This window comes from Kaistella sp. SH40-3 (genome assembly GCF_030686865.1).
Lineage (GTDB): Bacteria > Bacteroidota > Bacteroidia > Flavobacteriales > Weeksellaceae > Kaistella.
Genome location: NZ_JAQYUS010000001.1, coordinates 84,568 through 101,952 on the forward strand (window position 1 = coordinate 84,568; position 17,385 = coordinate 101,952).

General features: G+C 34.9%; 16 protein-coding genes and 1 tRNA gene. 15 read left to right on the forward strand and 2 right to left on the reverse strand.

The window, feature by feature from the left end; genetic code table 11:
• Positions 1-147: 147 nt before the first annotated feature.
• The 12 genes from PUH65_RS00390 (at position 148) to PUH65_RS00445 (ending at position 11,356) form a co-directional block, all read left to right on the forward strand.
• Positions 148-1,524 (forward strand): DUF4403 family protein, encoded by a 1,377-nt coding sequence (locus PUH65_RS00390; protein ID WP_305517880.1) that lies wholly within the window; start codon positions 148-150, stop codon positions 1,522-1,524.
• 52 nt (positions 1,525-1,576) lie between these two features.
• Positions 1,577-2,053 (forward strand): RDD family protein, encoded by a 477-nt coding sequence (locus PUH65_RS00395; protein WP_305517881.1) that lies wholly within the window; start codon positions 1,577-1,579, stop codon positions 2,051-2,053.
• 82 nt (positions 2,054-2,135) lie between these two features.
• Positions 2,136-2,206: transfer RNA gene (locus tag PUH65_RS00400), tRNA-Cys, on the forward strand.
• Between the two features lie 155 nt (positions 2,207-2,361).
• Complete coding sequence (locus PUH65_RS00405; RefSeq protein ID WP_305552521.1) at positions 2,362-3,648, forward strand: DUF389 domain-containing protein; 1,287 nt, start codon at positions 2,362-2,364, stop codon at positions 3,646-3,648.
• A 269-nt stretch (positions 3,649-3,917) separates the two neighbouring features.
• Positions 3,918-4,421, forward strand: coding sequence for a YMGG-like glycine zipper-containing protein (locus PUH65_RS00410; protein ID WP_305517883.1), 504 nt, complete (start codon positions 3,918-3,920; stop codon positions 4,419-4,421).
• A 55-nt stretch (positions 4,422-4,476) separates the two neighbouring features.
• Entirely contained in the window at positions 4,477-6,126 is a 1,650-nt protein-coding gene (locus tag PUH65_RS00415) for a hypothetical protein (protein ID WP_305517884.1), read from the forward strand.
• A gap of 123 nt (positions 6,127-6,249) precedes the next feature.
• Complete coding sequence (gene aroC, locus PUH65_RS00420; RefSeq protein WP_305517885.1) at positions 6,250-7,323, forward strand: chorismate synthase; 1,074 nt, start codon at positions 6,250-6,252, stop codon at positions 7,321-7,323.
• A gap of 300 nt (positions 7,324-7,623) precedes the next feature.
• Positions 7,624-8,226 (forward strand): thioredoxin family protein, encoded by a 603-nt coding sequence (locus tag PUH65_RS00425; protein ID WP_305552523.1) that lies wholly within the window; start codon positions 7,624-7,626, stop codon positions 8,224-8,226.
• 173 nt (positions 8,227-8,399) lie between these two features.
• Positions 8,400-8,951 (forward strand): TlpA disulfide reductase family protein, encoded by a 552-nt coding sequence (locus PUH65_RS00430; protein ID WP_305517887.1) that lies wholly within the window; start codon positions 8,400-8,402, stop codon positions 8,949-8,951.
• A gap of 74 nt (positions 8,952-9,025) precedes the next feature.
• Entirely contained in the window at positions 9,026-9,367 is a 342-nt protein-coding gene (locus tag PUH65_RS00435) for a YkvA family protein (RefSeq protein ID WP_305517888.1), read from the forward strand.
• 433 nt (positions 9,368-9,800) lie between these two features.
• Positions 9,801-10,703 carry a tRNA (adenosine(37)-N6)-dimethylallyltransferase MiaA gene (gene miaA / locus PUH65_RS00440; RefSeq protein WP_305517889.1) on the forward strand — a complete coding sequence of 301 codons (903 nt, stop codon included), beginning with the start codon at positions 9,801-9,803 and terminating at the stop codon, positions 10,701-10,703.
• Positions 10,704-10,795: 92 nt separating this feature from the next.
• Positions 10,796-11,356 (forward strand): thioredoxin family protein, encoded by a 561-nt coding sequence (locus PUH65_RS00445; protein ID WP_305517890.1) that lies wholly within the window; start codon positions 10,796-10,798, stop codon positions 11,354-11,356.
• Between the two features lie 101 nt (positions 11,357-11,457).
• Here the strand turns inward: PUH65_RS00445 and PUH65_RS00450 are convergent, their stop codons facing one another.
• Positions 11,458-12,096, reverse strand: coding sequence for an MBL fold metallo-hydrolase (locus PUH65_RS00450; protein WP_305517891.1), 639 nt, complete (start codon positions 12,094-12,096; stop codon positions 11,458-11,460).
• Between the two features lie 256 nt (positions 12,097-12,352).
• Positions 12,353-12,856 carry a thermonuclease family protein gene (locus tag PUH65_RS00455; protein WP_305517892.1) on the reverse strand — a complete coding sequence of 168 codons (504 nt, stop codon included), beginning with the start codon at positions 12,854-12,856 and terminating at the stop codon, positions 12,353-12,355.
• 332 nt (positions 12,857-13,188) lie between these two features.
• Here PUH65_RS00455 and PUH65_RS00460 point away from each other — a divergent pair, with 332 nt between their 5' ends.
• The 3 genes from PUH65_RS00460 to PUH65_RS00470 all read left to right on the forward strand — a co-directional run bounded on the left by PUH65_RS00460 (position 13,189) and on the right by PUH65_RS00470 (position 17,331).
• On the forward strand, positions 13,189-13,821 hold the full coding sequence (locus PUH65_RS00460) for a hypothetical protein (protein WP_305552524.1): 633 nt from the start codon (positions 13,189-13,191) through the stop codon (positions 13,819-13,821).
• Between the two features lie 218 nt (positions 13,822-14,039).
• Positions 14,040-14,591, forward strand: coding sequence for a hypothetical protein (locus PUH65_RS00465; RefSeq protein ID WP_305517894.1), 552 nt, complete (start codon positions 14,040-14,042; stop codon positions 14,589-14,591).
• A 58-nt stretch (positions 14,592-14,649) separates the two neighbouring features.
• Positions 14,650-17,331 carry a hypothetical protein gene (locus PUH65_RS00470; protein WP_305517895.1) on the forward strand — a complete coding sequence of 894 codons (2,682 nt, stop codon included), beginning with the start codon at positions 14,650-14,652 and terminating at the stop codon, positions 17,329-17,331.
• Positions 17,332-17,385: the final 54 nt, after the last annotated feature.

A 17,385-nucleotide genomic window follows, 5' to 3' on the forward strand; every position in this document is an offset into this window, starting at 1 on the left:
AGGATTAGAATTAATTTTTTCATCATTAAAATATTTAAAGAACCAATTCCTGTTATAGAATTGGAAAATAAAATTTAAAATGATGATATATTTCCTCACCCTTATCCAAATTTTATGCAAATTTGCGTTAGATAGAAAATTTTAAAAATGCGAAACTTTCTCTTACTGCTGATTTTGCTTTTTGGTTCGAAATTATTTTCGCAGCAAAATACCGAGAACTCAGTAGTACCCTATTATAATTTCCCTAAAATAAAATCATCGATCACGATGCCGGTAAAAATTCCGTTATCTGAAATTGGGAATATTATTAATAATTCTGTGCCGACCTTAATTTTCGAAGACAATTCTTTTACCGACAATAATAACGACCAGTTCAAAGTGAAAGTCTGGAAGACTCGTCCAATTCGTTTGGTTGGTGGAACGAAGCAAAATCTTCTCATCGAAGTTCCTTTAAAAATATGGGCAGAAAAGGGAATTGGAACATTTGGTCTTTACAATTATCAGAACACCACATTTGAAACGGTGATGTATTTTAATATGCAACTCACCTTTAATAATAACTGGAAGATGGTCACTAAAACCTCACCAATGGGTTATAAATGGGTAAGTAAACCAGTTTTAGATTACGGTAAATTTAAGGTTCCTATTACTTCCCTTGTTGAATCCAGTTTAGTAAAACAGCAGGCAGATTTTTGCAAAACTATTGATGATATGATGTTGGAGCAACTGAACTTTCAGCAATATGCAATTATGGCCTGGAATCAATTTTCTGAGCCTTTCCAAGTTTCCGAAGAATACAATACCTGGTTGAAAATCACCCCAATCAGTGTAAATATTACTCCGCTCACTTTTTATGGAAATCGAATTGATGCGAATATCGGGATCGATACGTATTCTGAAACTTTTACAGGAAGAAAACCAGCATCTTCTCCTGTCATAAAAACCGTTGCTAATTTTAATTCGGTACAGCAACTTCCACAAAACTTTTTATTGCAAACTACTGTGAACATTCCATTCAGTGAGGCGACCGCCATTGCCGAAAAAATGTTTTTAGGAAAAGAGTTTGATTTTAGAGAAGGAAAATCGAAGGTTAAAATAAATTCAATTAAAGTTTTTGGAGAAGAGGACCGAATTATGATCGAAGCCCAAACTGAAGGCGCCATAGAAGGAACTTCTTACATCAGCGGAACTCCGGTTTACGACCCCTTAAAAAGAAAAATTGTTTTATCAGACACGAAATTCAAATTGAAAACGAAAAACATTTTATACAAAACGGTAACGCTTTTATTTCAAGGGAAAATCGTAAAAATGATTGAAGACGAATACGGAATTCCAACGGCGGAACTCGAAAATTCATCAAAGAAAAGCATCGAAGAAACCTTTAATAAAGAATATTACAAAGGTCTAAATATGAAAGGAAAAGTTTTTAAGTTGACGCCATCAAAAATCATTCTTACTCCATTTGGAATTACAGCAGTGATTGATACTCAGGCACAACTGGAATTATTCGTTAAGGGAATGTAATTCATTAAATAAATAAATAAATAAATAAATAAATATAAACTAAAACAAAATTATGGCAAGAGTTCTACAGGTTGTTGAAAGACATAAAGCAGATAAGGGATATCGCTTTCTAAATTACATCATTGATCTTGCTTTTGCAATGATCATTATTTGGACGCTGATGCTTGTATTTGTAATCGCAAAATATTTCATCACTGGCGCAGATATCGAAGAAACCATCGATCAAATTGCAGATATGAATCCGCTCATCGATCGTGTGGGAACTGTTTTGATGTGTTCGTTCATTCTATTTCTAGTTGAAAAATTTAGCAACGGCAGAAGTTTAGGTAAATTAATCACCGGAACCAAAGTCGTCAAAGCGGACGGGAGTGATTTAACAACGGACGATTTACTCAAAAGAAATTTCACGCGGGCGGTTCCATTTGACCAACTTTCTTTTTTAGTAAACATCGGGTGGCACGACAACTGGTCGAATACGCGGGTAGTGCGGATTAAAGATTATGACCGCGCCAGAAGCATGCAAAAATGACATCGAAAGTCTGGGTATAAAAGAAAATCTTTAAATTTATTTTTTCCAAAAAATAAAAAGTCCTATATTTGCAAACCCAAATGGTTCTTTGGCCGAGTGGTTAGGCAGTGGTCTGCAACACCATCTACAGCGGTTCGAATCCGCTAGGAACCTCTAAAACCCTATTAATCTGCTCGTAAGATTTCTAGGGTTTTTCTTTTTGGGGAAATAGTAAGGGAAATTATCAATTTAAAACACGAGGTTTTTAGGGAATCGCCTCAAATATTGGTTTAATTTTCTACATTTGTTTTAACTACTTATTTTAAATGATGAATAATTATTTTAATCTCCAAATTGGTGAAGAAGAAAAGGAAAAAGTCTTAGCAAATATCCACAGCAGTATTTCTTTTTCTGGCGCAAATGTTTGGATTTTGGCTTGTGCCATTATTATTGCTTCTGTGGGTTTAAATGTGAATTCTACCGCGGTGGTAATCGGTGCAATGTTGATTTCTCCACTTATGGCACCAATTGTTGGATCTGGATTTGCTTTGGCAATGTTTGATTTTGCACTTTTAAGAAAGTCACTTAAAAACCTTTTAATTTCCACTTTAATAGGATTACTCGTTTCCTTTTTATATTTCTTATTAACTCCTTTTAAAGAAGCACAATCTGAAATTCTGGCCAGAACTTCACCGAATATCTATGATGTACTTATTGCTTTTTCTGGTGGATTAGTGGGTGTGATTGCGGTAACCAGAGTAGAAAAAGGAAATCCAATTCCCGGTGTTGCAATTGCCACTGCTTTAATGCCACCACTTTGCACCGCAGGTTACGGATTAGCAACCGGAAATTTTTCTTTCTTTGGAGGCGCACTTTTTCTCTACGCAATCAATTGTGTTTTCATCTGCATCGCAACTTATTTTATTGTTAAACTATTGAAATATCCTTCAATCGGTTTTGTAGATGCGAAACGCGAAAAAAAAGTAAGAAACTGGATTACATTTATTACAGTATTAATGATTGTACCCAGTGTTTTCTTTGCCTACCAATTTATACAGCAACAGCGTTTTCAGGAAAAAGTAAAACTTTATGTACAGAAAGAATTTGAATCAAAAGGCAATACGATTGTTTATCAAAAAACCAACTACACATCTCCTGCCACACTACGAACCATAGAGTTAGCATTTTTAAATAAGAAATTCACTGCAAAGGAAATCGAAGAAGAGAATAAAAAATTAGAAGGTTTGGGTTTGCCAAACACCAAATTAATCATCAGACAAGACAGTGCTTTCCTGGCAGAGGCATCAACCAAGAAAATTGCCAACAATGAAGTTGATAATGCAAGAAGTGCTTTGATATCTGACCTTAACTCAAAAGTTGCACGCTACTCTTTCCAAACAGACAATCTTTATAAAGAAGCATCTTCCATCTTTCCAGAGTTGACTTCAATTTCAGTAGCAAAGCAAGAAATTTTTACGAAAACAGATTCTACGACAGTGATTCCTGTTGGTTTCTACCAAAGTGAAAAACCATTTACCAAAGAAAATGAAGAAACTTTAAGAAAATGGTTAGAAGCAAAATTAAAAGTAGACACCATTGAAATCTACCGCCGATAATTCAATGTATTTTAAAAAAAATAAAAGTAAACTACACTTTCATAATCAAGCGACTACCAATAATTTTAATAGTTTTTAAAACTTTTAACAATCCTTTAACAGTAGATTGGTTTCGTTTTTGGCTGTAGTAAGATTAGACTGATTATTTAATAATCTACTTTTCAAATCGTATTAAAATTTATCATTATGAAATCAACTAACGCAATAACGCAACCGAATAGAAAGAACTTTAGTTTAAAACTATTTTATTATCAGGAGCAGTAGCAGCAATGACCTTGACTGCTTGTAAAAAAGAAAATACCGTAGTTGAAAAATCATTAGACCAACAAAAAATAGAGTTCCAGCAAAGACAACTTGAAATTGAGCAACAAAAATTAGCCATTGAAAAAGAAAAAATGGCTTACGAAACTCAAAAGAAAATGGACAGTATTGCTGAGAGAAAACAAGCAATCGCGGCACAACCAAAACCGCAGGTTATTAGAGAGACTAAAACTGTTTATGTAAACAATACGCCTCGACAAAATTCTTCGTCTGGTTCAAATGCAGGAGTTTCTCAAGGAACTAATCAAGGAACGACACAAAAACAAGGAATGAGTAAAGCCGCAAAAGGAACCATAATTGGTACCGTTGGTGGTGCTGCAGCAGGTGCAATTATCAGCAAGAAAAACCGTGGTTTGGGTGCAGTAGTTGGTGGTGTTGTAGGTGGCGCAACTGGTTATACCATCGGTAGAGCCGGTGACAGAAAAGATGGTAGAGTGCAACCAAGAAATTAAAAAATCACTTCATATATTATAGAAAAGATTGCTTATTTTTAAGCAATCTTTTTTTATGCTGTATACTTTATTGATGCTTATTTTGCTACTTCCTACTTTAGCAGGTTTAGGAGCAATTTTCAAAAATATTTTCAGAAGTTTCCCTCGAGGAATTGCTTTGCAAATTATTGCAGGTATTTTCTTTACCACCATCACTTGGACGATCCTCGCTTTTTTTATTCCTCTCAATATCTACGTCGAAATAGGAACTTTAATTATTGGTATCACAGCCTTTTTTTATTTTAAAGTCTATCTCCAATTCTGGAATTTCATTTCAAAAAATTCTCTTTTATTTTTAAGTATTTCTTTGCTCATTATTTTCTTTGGATCCTACTACCCTTTTATTTTAGATCATTTCGGATATTATGTTCCGACCGTAAAATGGTTGTCAGAAGTTGGTCTGGTTCAAGGAATTTCAAATCTGGATTTACTACTGGGACAAAATTCTTTCTGGCATATTTTCCAGGCTGGCTTTTCAAATCTCTCTGATCCTTTTCTAAGAATAAATGTTCTGATGCTGATTATTTATTTAATCTATGTTTTAGAGAAAAAATCCTGGATCCATCTGGTTTTGTTCCCTTTACTCTTTCTCTTTTTACAATCTCCGTCCACAGATTTGCCTGCGATCGTGTTTTCTTTAATTATTTTAAATGAAGTTTTTCTAGAAAATAAAAATTCTGAATTTTTATTTGCACTTTCTGTTTTTGTTTTTGCCATAAAACCGACCATGATTTGGTTGCCCATCTTTATTTTCTTCTACAGTTTTTTAATTTTAAAAAGTAATTATAAAGTTCTCTTTGTTGGAACTGCAGTATTACTTCTTTTCATATTTAAAAACATCTGGACTTTCGGATTCCCCATATTTCCAGTTCAATTCGTCGATCTAGGATTATCCTGGAAACCTAATGCAGAATTATTACAAAACTCATCTGAAATGGCAATGATGAAAACCTTCGATATGCAATATTCCTTCGAAGAAATTCAGCAGTTTTCAAAATTTGATTATATCAAAAACTGGTTATTCATTAACGGAATCAAAAGTGTTATTCATCTTTTATTTGTTTTAAGTTTAATCGTATTTTTAGTTTTTGCCTTTATTAAAAAATCAAAATTAATTTGGATTCTTTTTATCTCCATTTTAATTAAAAGCATTGTTGTTCTTTTATTTTCAGCGCAATACCGTTTTTTCTTCGATGTGTTTTTTGTGGTCTTCTTTGTTCTTTTTTATCAAATTTTATCTAAAAAACTCGCGCTTCTAATTTTCTCATTATCATCAATTTTCATTGGTGCATTTCTATCATTTCCAAATCTGGTTACCACCTATTTACCCAGTTTCAAACTCGGAAATTTCATGACGGGTTTTACTAAAACTCAATTTGTCAAACCCGCTGCTTTTGCATTAAATAAATACAACACGCATCAAATCGGAAATCTAAAATTCAATGTCGTCGATGGTTATATTTTCAGTTTTGATACGACACTTCCGGCGATATCTCCGCAATTTATTCAAGAAGATTTAGATGCCGGAATTTTTCCACAACTCAAAGGTGAAACTTTAAAAGATGGATTTATCTGGAGAAAAATTACAGAGGAAGAAAAAATAAAAATTGAAGTAATCTTGGAACAGTATTCAAAAACGATTCCTGCAATAAATGATTCCAAATAATAAAATCAACTTCGAAGTTTATCGCTAAGAATTCTACTGTATTGAAACGCTAACGTAATTTCATTAAAATAAATTCGTGAATTCGTGGCAGAAAAACTCACAACTATTAAGTAACTTTGTAACATGTTCAATTTAGGCAATTTTCTCACGCTCTCTACCTTTGGCGAAAGTCATGGCACCGCGTACGGCGGAATCATCACTAATTTTCCCGCAGGTTTAAATATTAATTTAGAAGAAGTTCAACATCAACTTGACCGACGTAAACCTGGTCAAAGTTCCATCGTTACGCAACGAAAAGAAAGTGATACGGTAAAGTTTCTTTCCGGGATTTTTGATGGAAAAACAACTGGAACTCCGATCGGTTTTATGATTGAAAACGAAAATCAGAAATCGAAAGATTATGATCATATTTCAAAATCATACCGACCAAGTCACGCAGATTTTACCTACGACCAAAAATTCGGAATTCGTGATTATCGTGGCGGCGGAAAATCTTCTGCACGCGAAACGGTGAATTGGGTTGTTGCCGGAAGTATGGCAAAACAGATTTTACCCAAAAATGTAGAAATCAATGCTTACGTTTCTTCGGTTGGCGAAATTTTCTGCGAAAAACCCTATCAAGATTTAGACTTTTCTAAAACCGAATATAATGATGTTCGTTGTCCTGATGCGGAAACGGCTGAAAAAATGATTGCGAAAATCAAAGAAATTAAGAAAGAAGGAAATACCATCGGTGGAACAATTACGTGCGTCATCAAGAATTTACCTATCGGAATTGGCGAACCGGTTTTCGGAAAACTTCAGGCCGAATTGGCAAAAGCAATGTTGAACATTAACGCTTGTAAGGGCTTTGAATACGGAAGTGGATTTTGTGGCGCAAAGATGACCGGCAAAGATCACAACGATTTATTCAATGAAGATTTTTCTACAAAAACCAATCTTTCTGGCGGAATCCAAGGTGGGATTTCCAATGGAATGGATATTTATTTCCGTATTGCTTTCAAACCTGTAGCAACCATTATACGTCCACAAGATAGTTTTGACTCTGATGGAAAACCAATTATTGTTGAAGGAAAAGGCCGTCACGATCCTTGCGTTTTACCAAGAGCAGTTCCTATTGTTGAGAATTTAGCAGCCTTCGTTTTGGCAGATTTATTTTTGATCAATAAACTTCGAAAGTATTCCGAACCAATTTAAAACAGAAAAATCTTTTAACTGCAGATAGAACATATACTAAATCCATTAAAAAACAATAAATACTAAATCTATTTAAAGCACAGATCTCACAGATTTACACAGATTATCCGCAAAACCTACGAAATCGACCTAGAAATTATTTTAATATGCATTTTGCCGTATTTTGATTCCGCTTAATGGATAAAACTTTTGAAACTTTTGCGGTAAAAAAATTAAAAGAAACTCCCAATGTGATTTAGGTCACGTACTAATACAAGTATTATCCTGAAATTTGTATCAAATAAAAAAGAAATGAAATCAATGATTCAAGAAGCCCAAACAACAGATAAAAATCAAGAATTTAAAAATTACTGGCAAAACGCCATCACTTTTGATGAATATTTAAAAGTAGCAGAAGAGCGTTTTCACAACAATCCAGATAAAAATGATGAGCACCAGGAATATTACGAACTGGGTTTAACAAGAACCAACAGAACGGTAAAAACCTATAAAGTTGACGATGAACAACTTCAAAAATTAGAAGCCAAAAACTTTAATGGTAAAATTTTAATCATTTCAGAACCGTGGTGTGGTGATGCCAGTGCGACTGTTCCGGCAGTTTCTAAATTTTTCGAAGCAGCCGGCGTTGAAGTTAAAATTTTCTTGCGAGACAGCGATCTTTCGCTAATCGATCAATTTCAAACCAATGGAACGCAGTCGATTCCAAAAGTAATTATCGTGAATGATGATTTCTCTGTAAAAGCAGATTGGGGTCCGCGTCCACAATTCGGAAATGATCTTTTGAAAAAATTCAAAGAAAACCCAGACACGTACCCAAGAGAAGAATTCTACAATGATTTGCAGGTTTATTACGCCAAAAACCGTGGCAAAGATGCCATCGAAGAAATCATATCTTTACTGTAAATAATTTTTTAATTTTAACCGCAAAATTGGCAAAAGATAATTAAAAAAAGGATTTTCAAAAAGATGCAAAAAGTAAATTATGATTTTGCAAACTTTTGAATAAATTCTGTTTAAGAACCTTTTGTATCTTTTGCGGTTAAAAAATTAAACAAACTCTTAATCAAAACACGACAATGAAATTTCTGAAGAAGAACGCATTTTTCATTTTGGCTATGGCATTTTTAGCCGTGCTTTATCTTTTCCCATCGGTAAAATTGAAGTTGAAAGATCTTTTTTTTCCCGTCGCAGCCATCGAAAACGCCATCACTTTAAACGATGAAGATTACGATATCCAACTCAAAGGAATTAATGTTCCAGACACGAATCTTAAAGATTTAAAAGGCAATAAATTAATTCTGCTTAATTTCTGGGGGACGTGGTGTCCGCCGTGTCGCGAAGAATGGCCGACCATCGAGAAACTATATCAAGGCAGAAAAGACAAAATCGATTTCGTATTGATTGCCATGCAGGACAAAGAGGAAGATGTGATTGCATTCATGAAAAAAAACAATTATACCGCACCCGTATATATTGCTGAAAGTCCGATTACCAATCATGTTTTGCCAAAGGTTTTTCCCACCACTTTTCTATTAGATAAAAATGGCAGAATCCTTCTGAAAGAAGACGGTTCCAAAGATTGGAACTCCAAATCAACCAACGAATTCATCGATAATGTGACCAAGTAACTTTAACTAAATTTACGAAATAGTGGTATAGAATTTGCGAATTATATCACGTTTTAAAAATCACAATACACAAAATGAAAGTATCAAAAATTCAGTTGGCAAAAGAAGCATTCAAGCATAAAGGATTTGTCTCAAAAATTCCTGTAATCATCCGCATGATCAAATCTGCAACCAAAAAAGGTGGTTACAAACCACATTTAAAAGATGTAATAATCCCCGCTTTGGTCTTGGTTTATCTCATCTCTCCCATCGACCTCATCCCTGACTGGATACCGGGTATCGGCATTTTAGACGACTTGGCGTTACTCACCTTTGCGATTCCGTTATTGGTAAAAGAAGCCGAAAAATTTGTCGCTTGGGAAGTCTCTCAAAACATGCAGGACAATATCATTGATGAAGCCGAAGTAATTGGATAAAATCAGAAACTTATTACAAGCCGTTCTTTAAAAAGAGCGGTTTTTTTTAGGAGAAGCAACAAGATTTTCGCTTCTTCGAAAACCCGTCCCGCTTTCCGTTACAATTCTTCATTCGGCGCTCTCCGCCGCGGCAGATTACGTCTCATTCCGGGATTTCCACTGCAATCGGGGCTAGAATATCAGGTATTTTGTTATTTCATAAAAGAATCAATATTAAAAAAAAGAATAGATTCAATTTTCATTACGGAATATTAATCAGTGAAATCTGTGCGAGAAAAGAAGACTACTAAATTGACAATATATAATTTTAAACATTAAGGTGTTAAAATTCATTTCGGAAAAATTGTGTCGTTATTAGAAAAAACAAAAATCTTAATCTTCCTTAATCCTTAATGTTTCAATATTATTCAAAAAAAATCAGGAAATTTGCAGCGTGAAAAAACTCATCTCCATTATCGGAACAACAGGAATCGGCAAAACAAAACTCGCCATCGAAATTGCAAAACATTTCGAGACCGAAATTATTTCCTGTGATTCCCGACAGTTTTTCAAAGAAATGACTATCGGCACCGCAACGCCTTCTCCTGAAGAACTGGCCGAAGTTCCGCATCACTTTATTGGCAATCTTTCCGTTCAGGATTATTATTCCATCGGACAATATGAAAAAGAAGCCATTCAAAAAATCGAAGAATTATTTCAGAAACATGACGTTGTTGTTTTGGTTGGCGGAAGCATGATGTACGAAAAAGCCGTCATCGAAGGTCTTCACGATCTACCCGAAGCCAATGAAGAAAACCAACGTACACTGGAGCAGATTTCAGAAGAAGATGGAATTGAAAAACTTCAAAATATCTTACAGGAATTAGATCCGGAATATTTTAATAAAGTTGACAAAGACAATCCGAGAAGATTATTTCGAGCAATTGATATTATCTGGCAAACCGGTAAAACGTACACTGCAAATATTTCAGAACAAATGAACAAGCGGGATTTTAAAGTCATCAGAATCGGACTTCAAGCGCCACGGGAAATCATTTACGAAAGAATTAATCAACGTGTAGATTTGATGGTCGAAAACGGTTTACTGAAAGAGGTAGAATCATTAATTCCCTTTAAAAATAATCTGGCTTTACAAACCGTTGGCTATGCCGAACTCTTCAAATATTTCGACGGAACCTGGACTCTGGATTTTGCCGTGGAAGAAATCAAGAAAAACTCCCGACGGTTTGCAAAACGACAATTAACGTGGTACCGAAAAGAAGAAAACATCAAGTGGGTAAATTTTGAAAATTCGGTGCAAGAATCGTTATCCTATTTAAATTCGGTGATGTTATGATTCTTTAATATGCTGATTGTTGTTTTCTTTGCCATAGTTTATCATTATATTTGTATTATCAAATTAACACATTAACTCATCAACAAATCATTATGGCAAATACTCCTTCAAATATGCTCGCACTCGGAACCAAAGCACCTTTTTTTGAACTTCCGAATCCGTCTCAAAGCAATGAAATGCAATCCTTAGAAGATTTAAAAGGAGAAAAAGGAACATTGGTTTTCTTCATGTGTAATCATTGTCCGTTTGTACTTCATGTGATTGATAAATTGACTGAACTTTACGAAGATTATCAGGAACAGGGAATTGAGTTCATCGCGATTAATTCGAACGACGTAGAGAAATATCCGGCTGATTCTCCAGAGAAAATGGTTGAATTTCAGGTAGAAAGAAAATTTGATTTCCCTTATTTATATGACGAAAGCCAAGCGATTGCAAAAGCCTACGACGCTGCCTGCACGCCAGATTTTTTCTTTTTTGATGACAAATTAGATTTAATTTACCGCGGACAAATGGATGATTCCAGACCGGGAAACAACAAAGAAATTACAGGTGAAGATTTAATTATCGCCTTCGAAAACCTATTGGCAGAAGCGCCTCAGGAAGAAATCCAAAAACCAAGTATGGGTTGTAATATCAAGTGGAAGGCTTAAACAAGAGCCAAGTAAAAAGTAAAAAGAGCCAAGTATCATACAGATTACTTGGCTCTTTTTTATTTGCAACATTTTTCAACGATAAAATCTTTGAAAAACTTTTATCTGAAATAAGGACTGTAATTTTTCTCGAATCCAATTGTGGTTGGATTTCCGTGTCCGTTGTAAACTTTTGTTTCTTCATCAAGCACAAAAAGTTTTGTTTTGATATTGGTAATAAGTTGCTCGTGATCCCCTTTGTACAAATCGGTTCTACCAATACTTCCTTCAAATAAAACATCGCCCGAAATCATGAATTTCTGCGCTTCATTATAGAAAGCGATACTTCCTGGTGAATGGCCGGGAACGTGAATTATTTTAAATTCATCTTTTCCTAAAGTTGCCGTTTCACCTTCATTAATATAAGAGATCTTCCCTTCAAATGGTTTAAAGAAAAAGCCAAACCGATTTGCATCCATTGGATTTCTATCCAGTATTTCCTGCTCAAGCGGATGAACCAAAACAGGAACATTGTAGGCATCAAAGGTTTTTTGCAAACCTAAAACATGGTCGATATGTGCGTGAGTTAAAAGAATATTTTGCACTTTCAAATCATTGTCCGAAATGAATTTTTCTAAAGTCTCGGTTTCTTCGTCAGTGAAATTTCCCGGATCAATGACGAAAGCAACTTTATCTTCATTGAAAACGACATAAGTATTTTGTGAAAAAGGATTGAAAGCAAAAGATTTAATCTGCAACATTGATTTATTTTTTTTACAAATTTAAAACCTAATTTTTTATAAACCACAAAACCTTGATGCGAAATTATAAAATAGACTTTTTCTAAAATTAGTGACTTCAAGAAAATCTGCGTAATAAGCAAAATCTGCGAGAGAATGTTTAAAAATTATTCACCATTAAGATTGATGAAGGAATTAAGATTATTAAGATCCTCTTCGAAAATTGCATTGTGCTCTTAGAGAAATCAATCTCAATTTGAATTTATTGTTGAATAATTTATCTTCTAAAATCCCAAGGTGCGACGGGATTTTTGTCTGTCCAAAGTCCTACTCTATTTCTCTTAGCGAAATTTTCTAATTGAGCATACTCCTCATTTTTGGAATATTTTTTATAATGCCAGGCTAAACCAGATTTCAGCATTTCCTTGTTCACGTTCGTTTTTTCATTTACAAAAACCTCAGCGATCATTCGACCTCGGCCATCATAATTCCCTTTTTTACCAGTGCTGACAATGGTAACGTTTTTACCAAAACATAAGTCTGAGAGTTTTTGTTTTGAAACCGTCCCAAACGCTTGTTTCTTTTCTGGCGCATCAATATGTTCAAGCCGAATTACAATGGGAAGTTGATAGTATAGAACCTCAATGGTATCGCCGTCTTTTACCCCAATAACTTTCACTTTTAAAACAAGTTGATTGGTTTGTTTAGAAGTTTGCAAAGAAGCGGTTGTAAATTGATTTCCGAAAAAGAAAAGGAGAATAAAGATGATAAGTTTTCGCATGAAGGTATTGGAACTATTTTGTGTGCTGAAGATAGGTATTAAAATTTACCAAATGTTACTTCTTTACATTTAATTATTAAAGTGTGAATTACAGATATGTCGGTGTTTTTTTATTGTATGTAGGAATACTTTAACAGCAAGATCAAAATAATTCCCCTTATGGAATCGGCTTTTTAATGTTTTTTTATCTCCTAATTGATTGCTAATCTGATGGGTTAAATCACCCTATTTTAAACTACAAGCACTAAAATTCTTTTTTAATTGCAATCTCTTGTGTAGTTTTGTGAAAGAATTAATCTTTAAAAAGTTTAATTCTAAACACAAACACAATTTTGAAAAAAGATTTATTTTTGGTAAGAAATTTACCGAAAAGAAGGATGACTTCTATATCATCTTTATTTTCGGTGTTTTTTGTTTTATTATTTTCATCACTTTCCTTTGCAACTACTTTATCAAAGACAGATAGTGTCACAACAAAGCAAACTGCGGTAATTTACGTTTTAGGAAATACGATAATTAAAGGTGAAAGTAGTTTTTCTAACGCCAACATTATCACTGTAAAAATTGTAGAAAAGAAATCTTCTAATACAAAACAAAATACAGTAGAAAAAAAAGAAGATCAATCAATCTCTGCGCAAATCAGTAAAAAAGAAAAAGAAGAAAAAGAAAAAGAAAAATTAGCAAAAATTCAAAAGCAGGTTAAAGAAAAACCTACCACTTTTCTTTCACAAAATCAAACTTCTTCAGATTTCAATAATACTAATTTTCAAAATGGAAGTATTGCAGTTGCAAGCAACAATTCTTACTCTCCATTTAAATTCTTAAAAGTCTTTTTGCAAAAAAACAAAGCACCTGTTCTTTGCGAAGACAAGAAAAACAAACAAAAATTCTACACTACTCTTTCTTATTTACATTTCGGTAAATATAGAAGTTCTTCTTTGCGGGCACCGCCTGCATTCGTTTAAGATTTTATTTTGACTTTCAATATTTATTATTGAAATCATTCCTACATAATTTCTTTTTTTCTATAATCTCCATTTAAAATTTAATCAACGATTCTATTTTTTAAGACTAAACTCTGCATTTTTTCATTTTAAATGTCAATTGAGTTGTTATAATTAAAGATTGGAATTATCATTTTAATAAAAATCAAAAAAAATTACATAATAAAAAAAACACTAAGATGAAAAAATTAAAAGTACACCTGTTTTTTGGCCTTAGTCTTTTCTTTGGCGCATCATTGCATGCACAAAAGAAAATACAAGACCTTAATGCATTACTAGATCCGTCGGGGGGTAAAACAAACTTCTCTAAATCTGCTCTGAAAAACAACCCTGAACAATCTACCAACCCTGAACTACTCAAAGAAACCTTTTTTGATGCTCACGGTATGATTGCTGTTATGAATGGGAAAGACGCAGTAAAATGGGACAGAGTAGACAAACCCGTTCAAGATATGGATTTAAAATCTGTATCGGAAATACCAACGCTAAAAGCGGCCTATCCTGCTCAGATCTATTTGATTCGTACAATTAGAATTACTTATAGCAATAATATAGATCTTGTGGCAGAATTAGCCGCTGACATGCCCAATTTGCAAAATATACTGATAACTTCTTATAAAGAAATGCCTGAGGATATCGATGAAAACCTTGAAACTTTTCTTTCCAAATTGAAACAAAGCCAGATCAATCCGGTGAATGTATATTATTATCAAGAAGCTGAACCACAATAAAACTGAAATCATGAAAAAAAATAATCAATATTTTGTTAACATAACCGGTATTCTTGCAATGGCTTTATTGCTGTTAAGTGCCGGATGGTATAGCGTGTCTGCACAATCCGTCGTTCCATTTAATCCAAGAGCATCCACGCCTGCCAGCTCAACTGGAACATACAACATCAAAGGAGATTTCCAGATGCTTGGAAATTCTAATTTGGTTGCTGCTAATGACCTTACTGGAAGTAGTACTTCACAGTCCAATGCTACAAACATGGTATATGTTAATGTAGAACCAGCGACGGGGATCGTAAATTCTTCTTCGGCTACTTTACAATTTCCAAACATATCTGGGGTTGATCCCGCTTGTAGCGAGATTGTTTACGCCGGTTTATACTGGTCCGGAAGGGCAGATAATGGTGGAAATGCTTCCAATACTTTTTCAGTGACAAGCGGAGCAGCCGCCACTTACAATACCAATGTCACCACTGGAAATTCAAGCAATGGTTATAATTTAACGATTGCAACTGCTGATGACTCTAGCAATGGTGGGAATAATGGAACCTTGACTACTTACACTTTCACGCCACAAGCTAGTGGTGATGCCGTGGTATTTCGTTTTTATACTTGGCGTACTACTACTAATAATAATAGTTACACAAATAAAGTAACCGTTCAGGTTGGCACTGGTACTGTACAAACCTTATCTGGAACAGCATCAAATAATACTAATTATTCTGTAACGCTAAGCACACCTTACGCATTACCAATAGGGACTGGCTTAGTTACTGTCTTACAAAAAGTAAGAGGTAGTGGGCAAAGTGTGAGCAATAGTTTCTATGCTACCGTAAATACGCCTGCAGTTGCAGGTACAACTGCTAATTTGGATAAAGCAAAAGTTAAATTCAAATTTGCAGGCGATACCTACCAGGATATTCCAGCATTAGGTGGAACAGCGATTAATTATCCACCAACTAACTACGGTCAAATGTATGCGGGCTACGCGGATGTAACGGCTTATGTCAAAGCCCATGGGGCAGGAAACTATACCGTAGCCAATATCGCACTGAGAGAGGGAAACGGTGGAGACACCGGATACTATGGCAGTTGGGGGCTTGTTGTGGTCTATAAAAACCCTTTTATGGTAGATAAAAGTATCACCGTATTCGATGGCTATGGTTATATGGCGAGCGGTGGAGGTACACAAACTTTAAATGTAAGTGGTTTTTCAACTCCACCATCTGGCGCAGTTAATGCTACCATTGGTGTGATGGGTGGAGAAGGTGATCTTAGTATTGCAGGTGACCCGTTTTCTATTCAACAAAAAAACACAACAACCTATCGGTATTTAGATCATAACGGAAATAGTACCACGTCCACACCGACTGGGGCTTACAACAACTTTTTTGATTCCAGTATCACAATTGCAGGAAATCCACCAAGAAACCCTAATCATATGAATAACTATGGATCAGATATTCATATGTTAAATTTGGTTAATGCCAGTAACTCGATTATTGGCAACAGTCAGACTTCTACAAGTTTTCAATATGGTTCTTCTCAGGATACTTATATTATCTATAGCATTGCCTTTTCAGTAGACAACTACGTGCCGCAGCCAACGTCATCTATTTCGGCAAGTTCTATCGTAAATGGTAGTACTGTTAATGCGGGGGATAACTTTACTGTAGATTATGATATTACCAATCCTGGAAATGAGGCAGTGATCAACTCGAAACTTACAATTCCAATTCCTTTCAATCAAGAGTATGTTTCCAGTTCAGTAAATAGTTGGGATGTTTCATTACTTGGTCCACAAGTCAGCCCGGTATTTACACCAGCAGCACCGGGACAAGTAACGGGCGGAACGCTTACGTGGAATTTAGGAACCTTACCTTTAATGAGTGCTGCGGATAAAAACAGAGTAATGGCCAGCCTGCAAGCACAATTCCGGATCACAACCAATTGTTTATTGCTAACTGCGCCTACATGTAGTGGAGTTACGGAACAAAATGCATACATGACGGGAACAGGTCAAGTATCTGGTCAGACTGTACAGCTTCCTACAATTACTGGAAGCACTACTACCTCAGGCGGTTGTACCGTTCCTAGTACAAATCCTTTCAGTTTTGCTTTGAATATTGATTCTTCTACCCTAAATTGTCCGTCAAATATTATAACTGATCCTAATGATCCTACCCATAAGATCGTGACATATAACGCCGGAGCAAGTACAATACCACGTGCAACGGTAGCTAATGACTTTCCTGCTGGAACGATTTTCTACACAAAATCTCCATCTGACCCTACTTTTAATGCAATAACTGATGTGTTTACAGGAGATTTCAATGCGCCAGCAAATGGTTCGGATCCAGCTATTCGATACTATGCCGTGGCGCCAAATATGCCTGCTAACTGTTACTTCATTATCTCAATTTCTAGAGGATTATGTTACAATTTACCAGCTGGTGGAACTGGTACAGATACCAAGCATGGTATTACTTTGTTGCAAAGAGCCGGAGCCAGCCCAGCGTCGCTAGATAACTGGCCAATGGTGAGAAAATCTGCACACACTGTGTTAGAATCGAATACCAAAGGATTTGTAATTTCCAGAATGACAACAAACCAGATTAATCAAATAAAAACTGATAATCATGCAGTAGAAGGAATGATGGTTTATGATACAGACTTAAAATGTTTGAAATTATACGATGGTACAAATTGGTCTTGTTTCAACAAACCAGCATGTCCGTAAATTAATACAGTCCGAAAGTGATAAGTTGTCACTTTCGGGTTATTTAACTTTAAT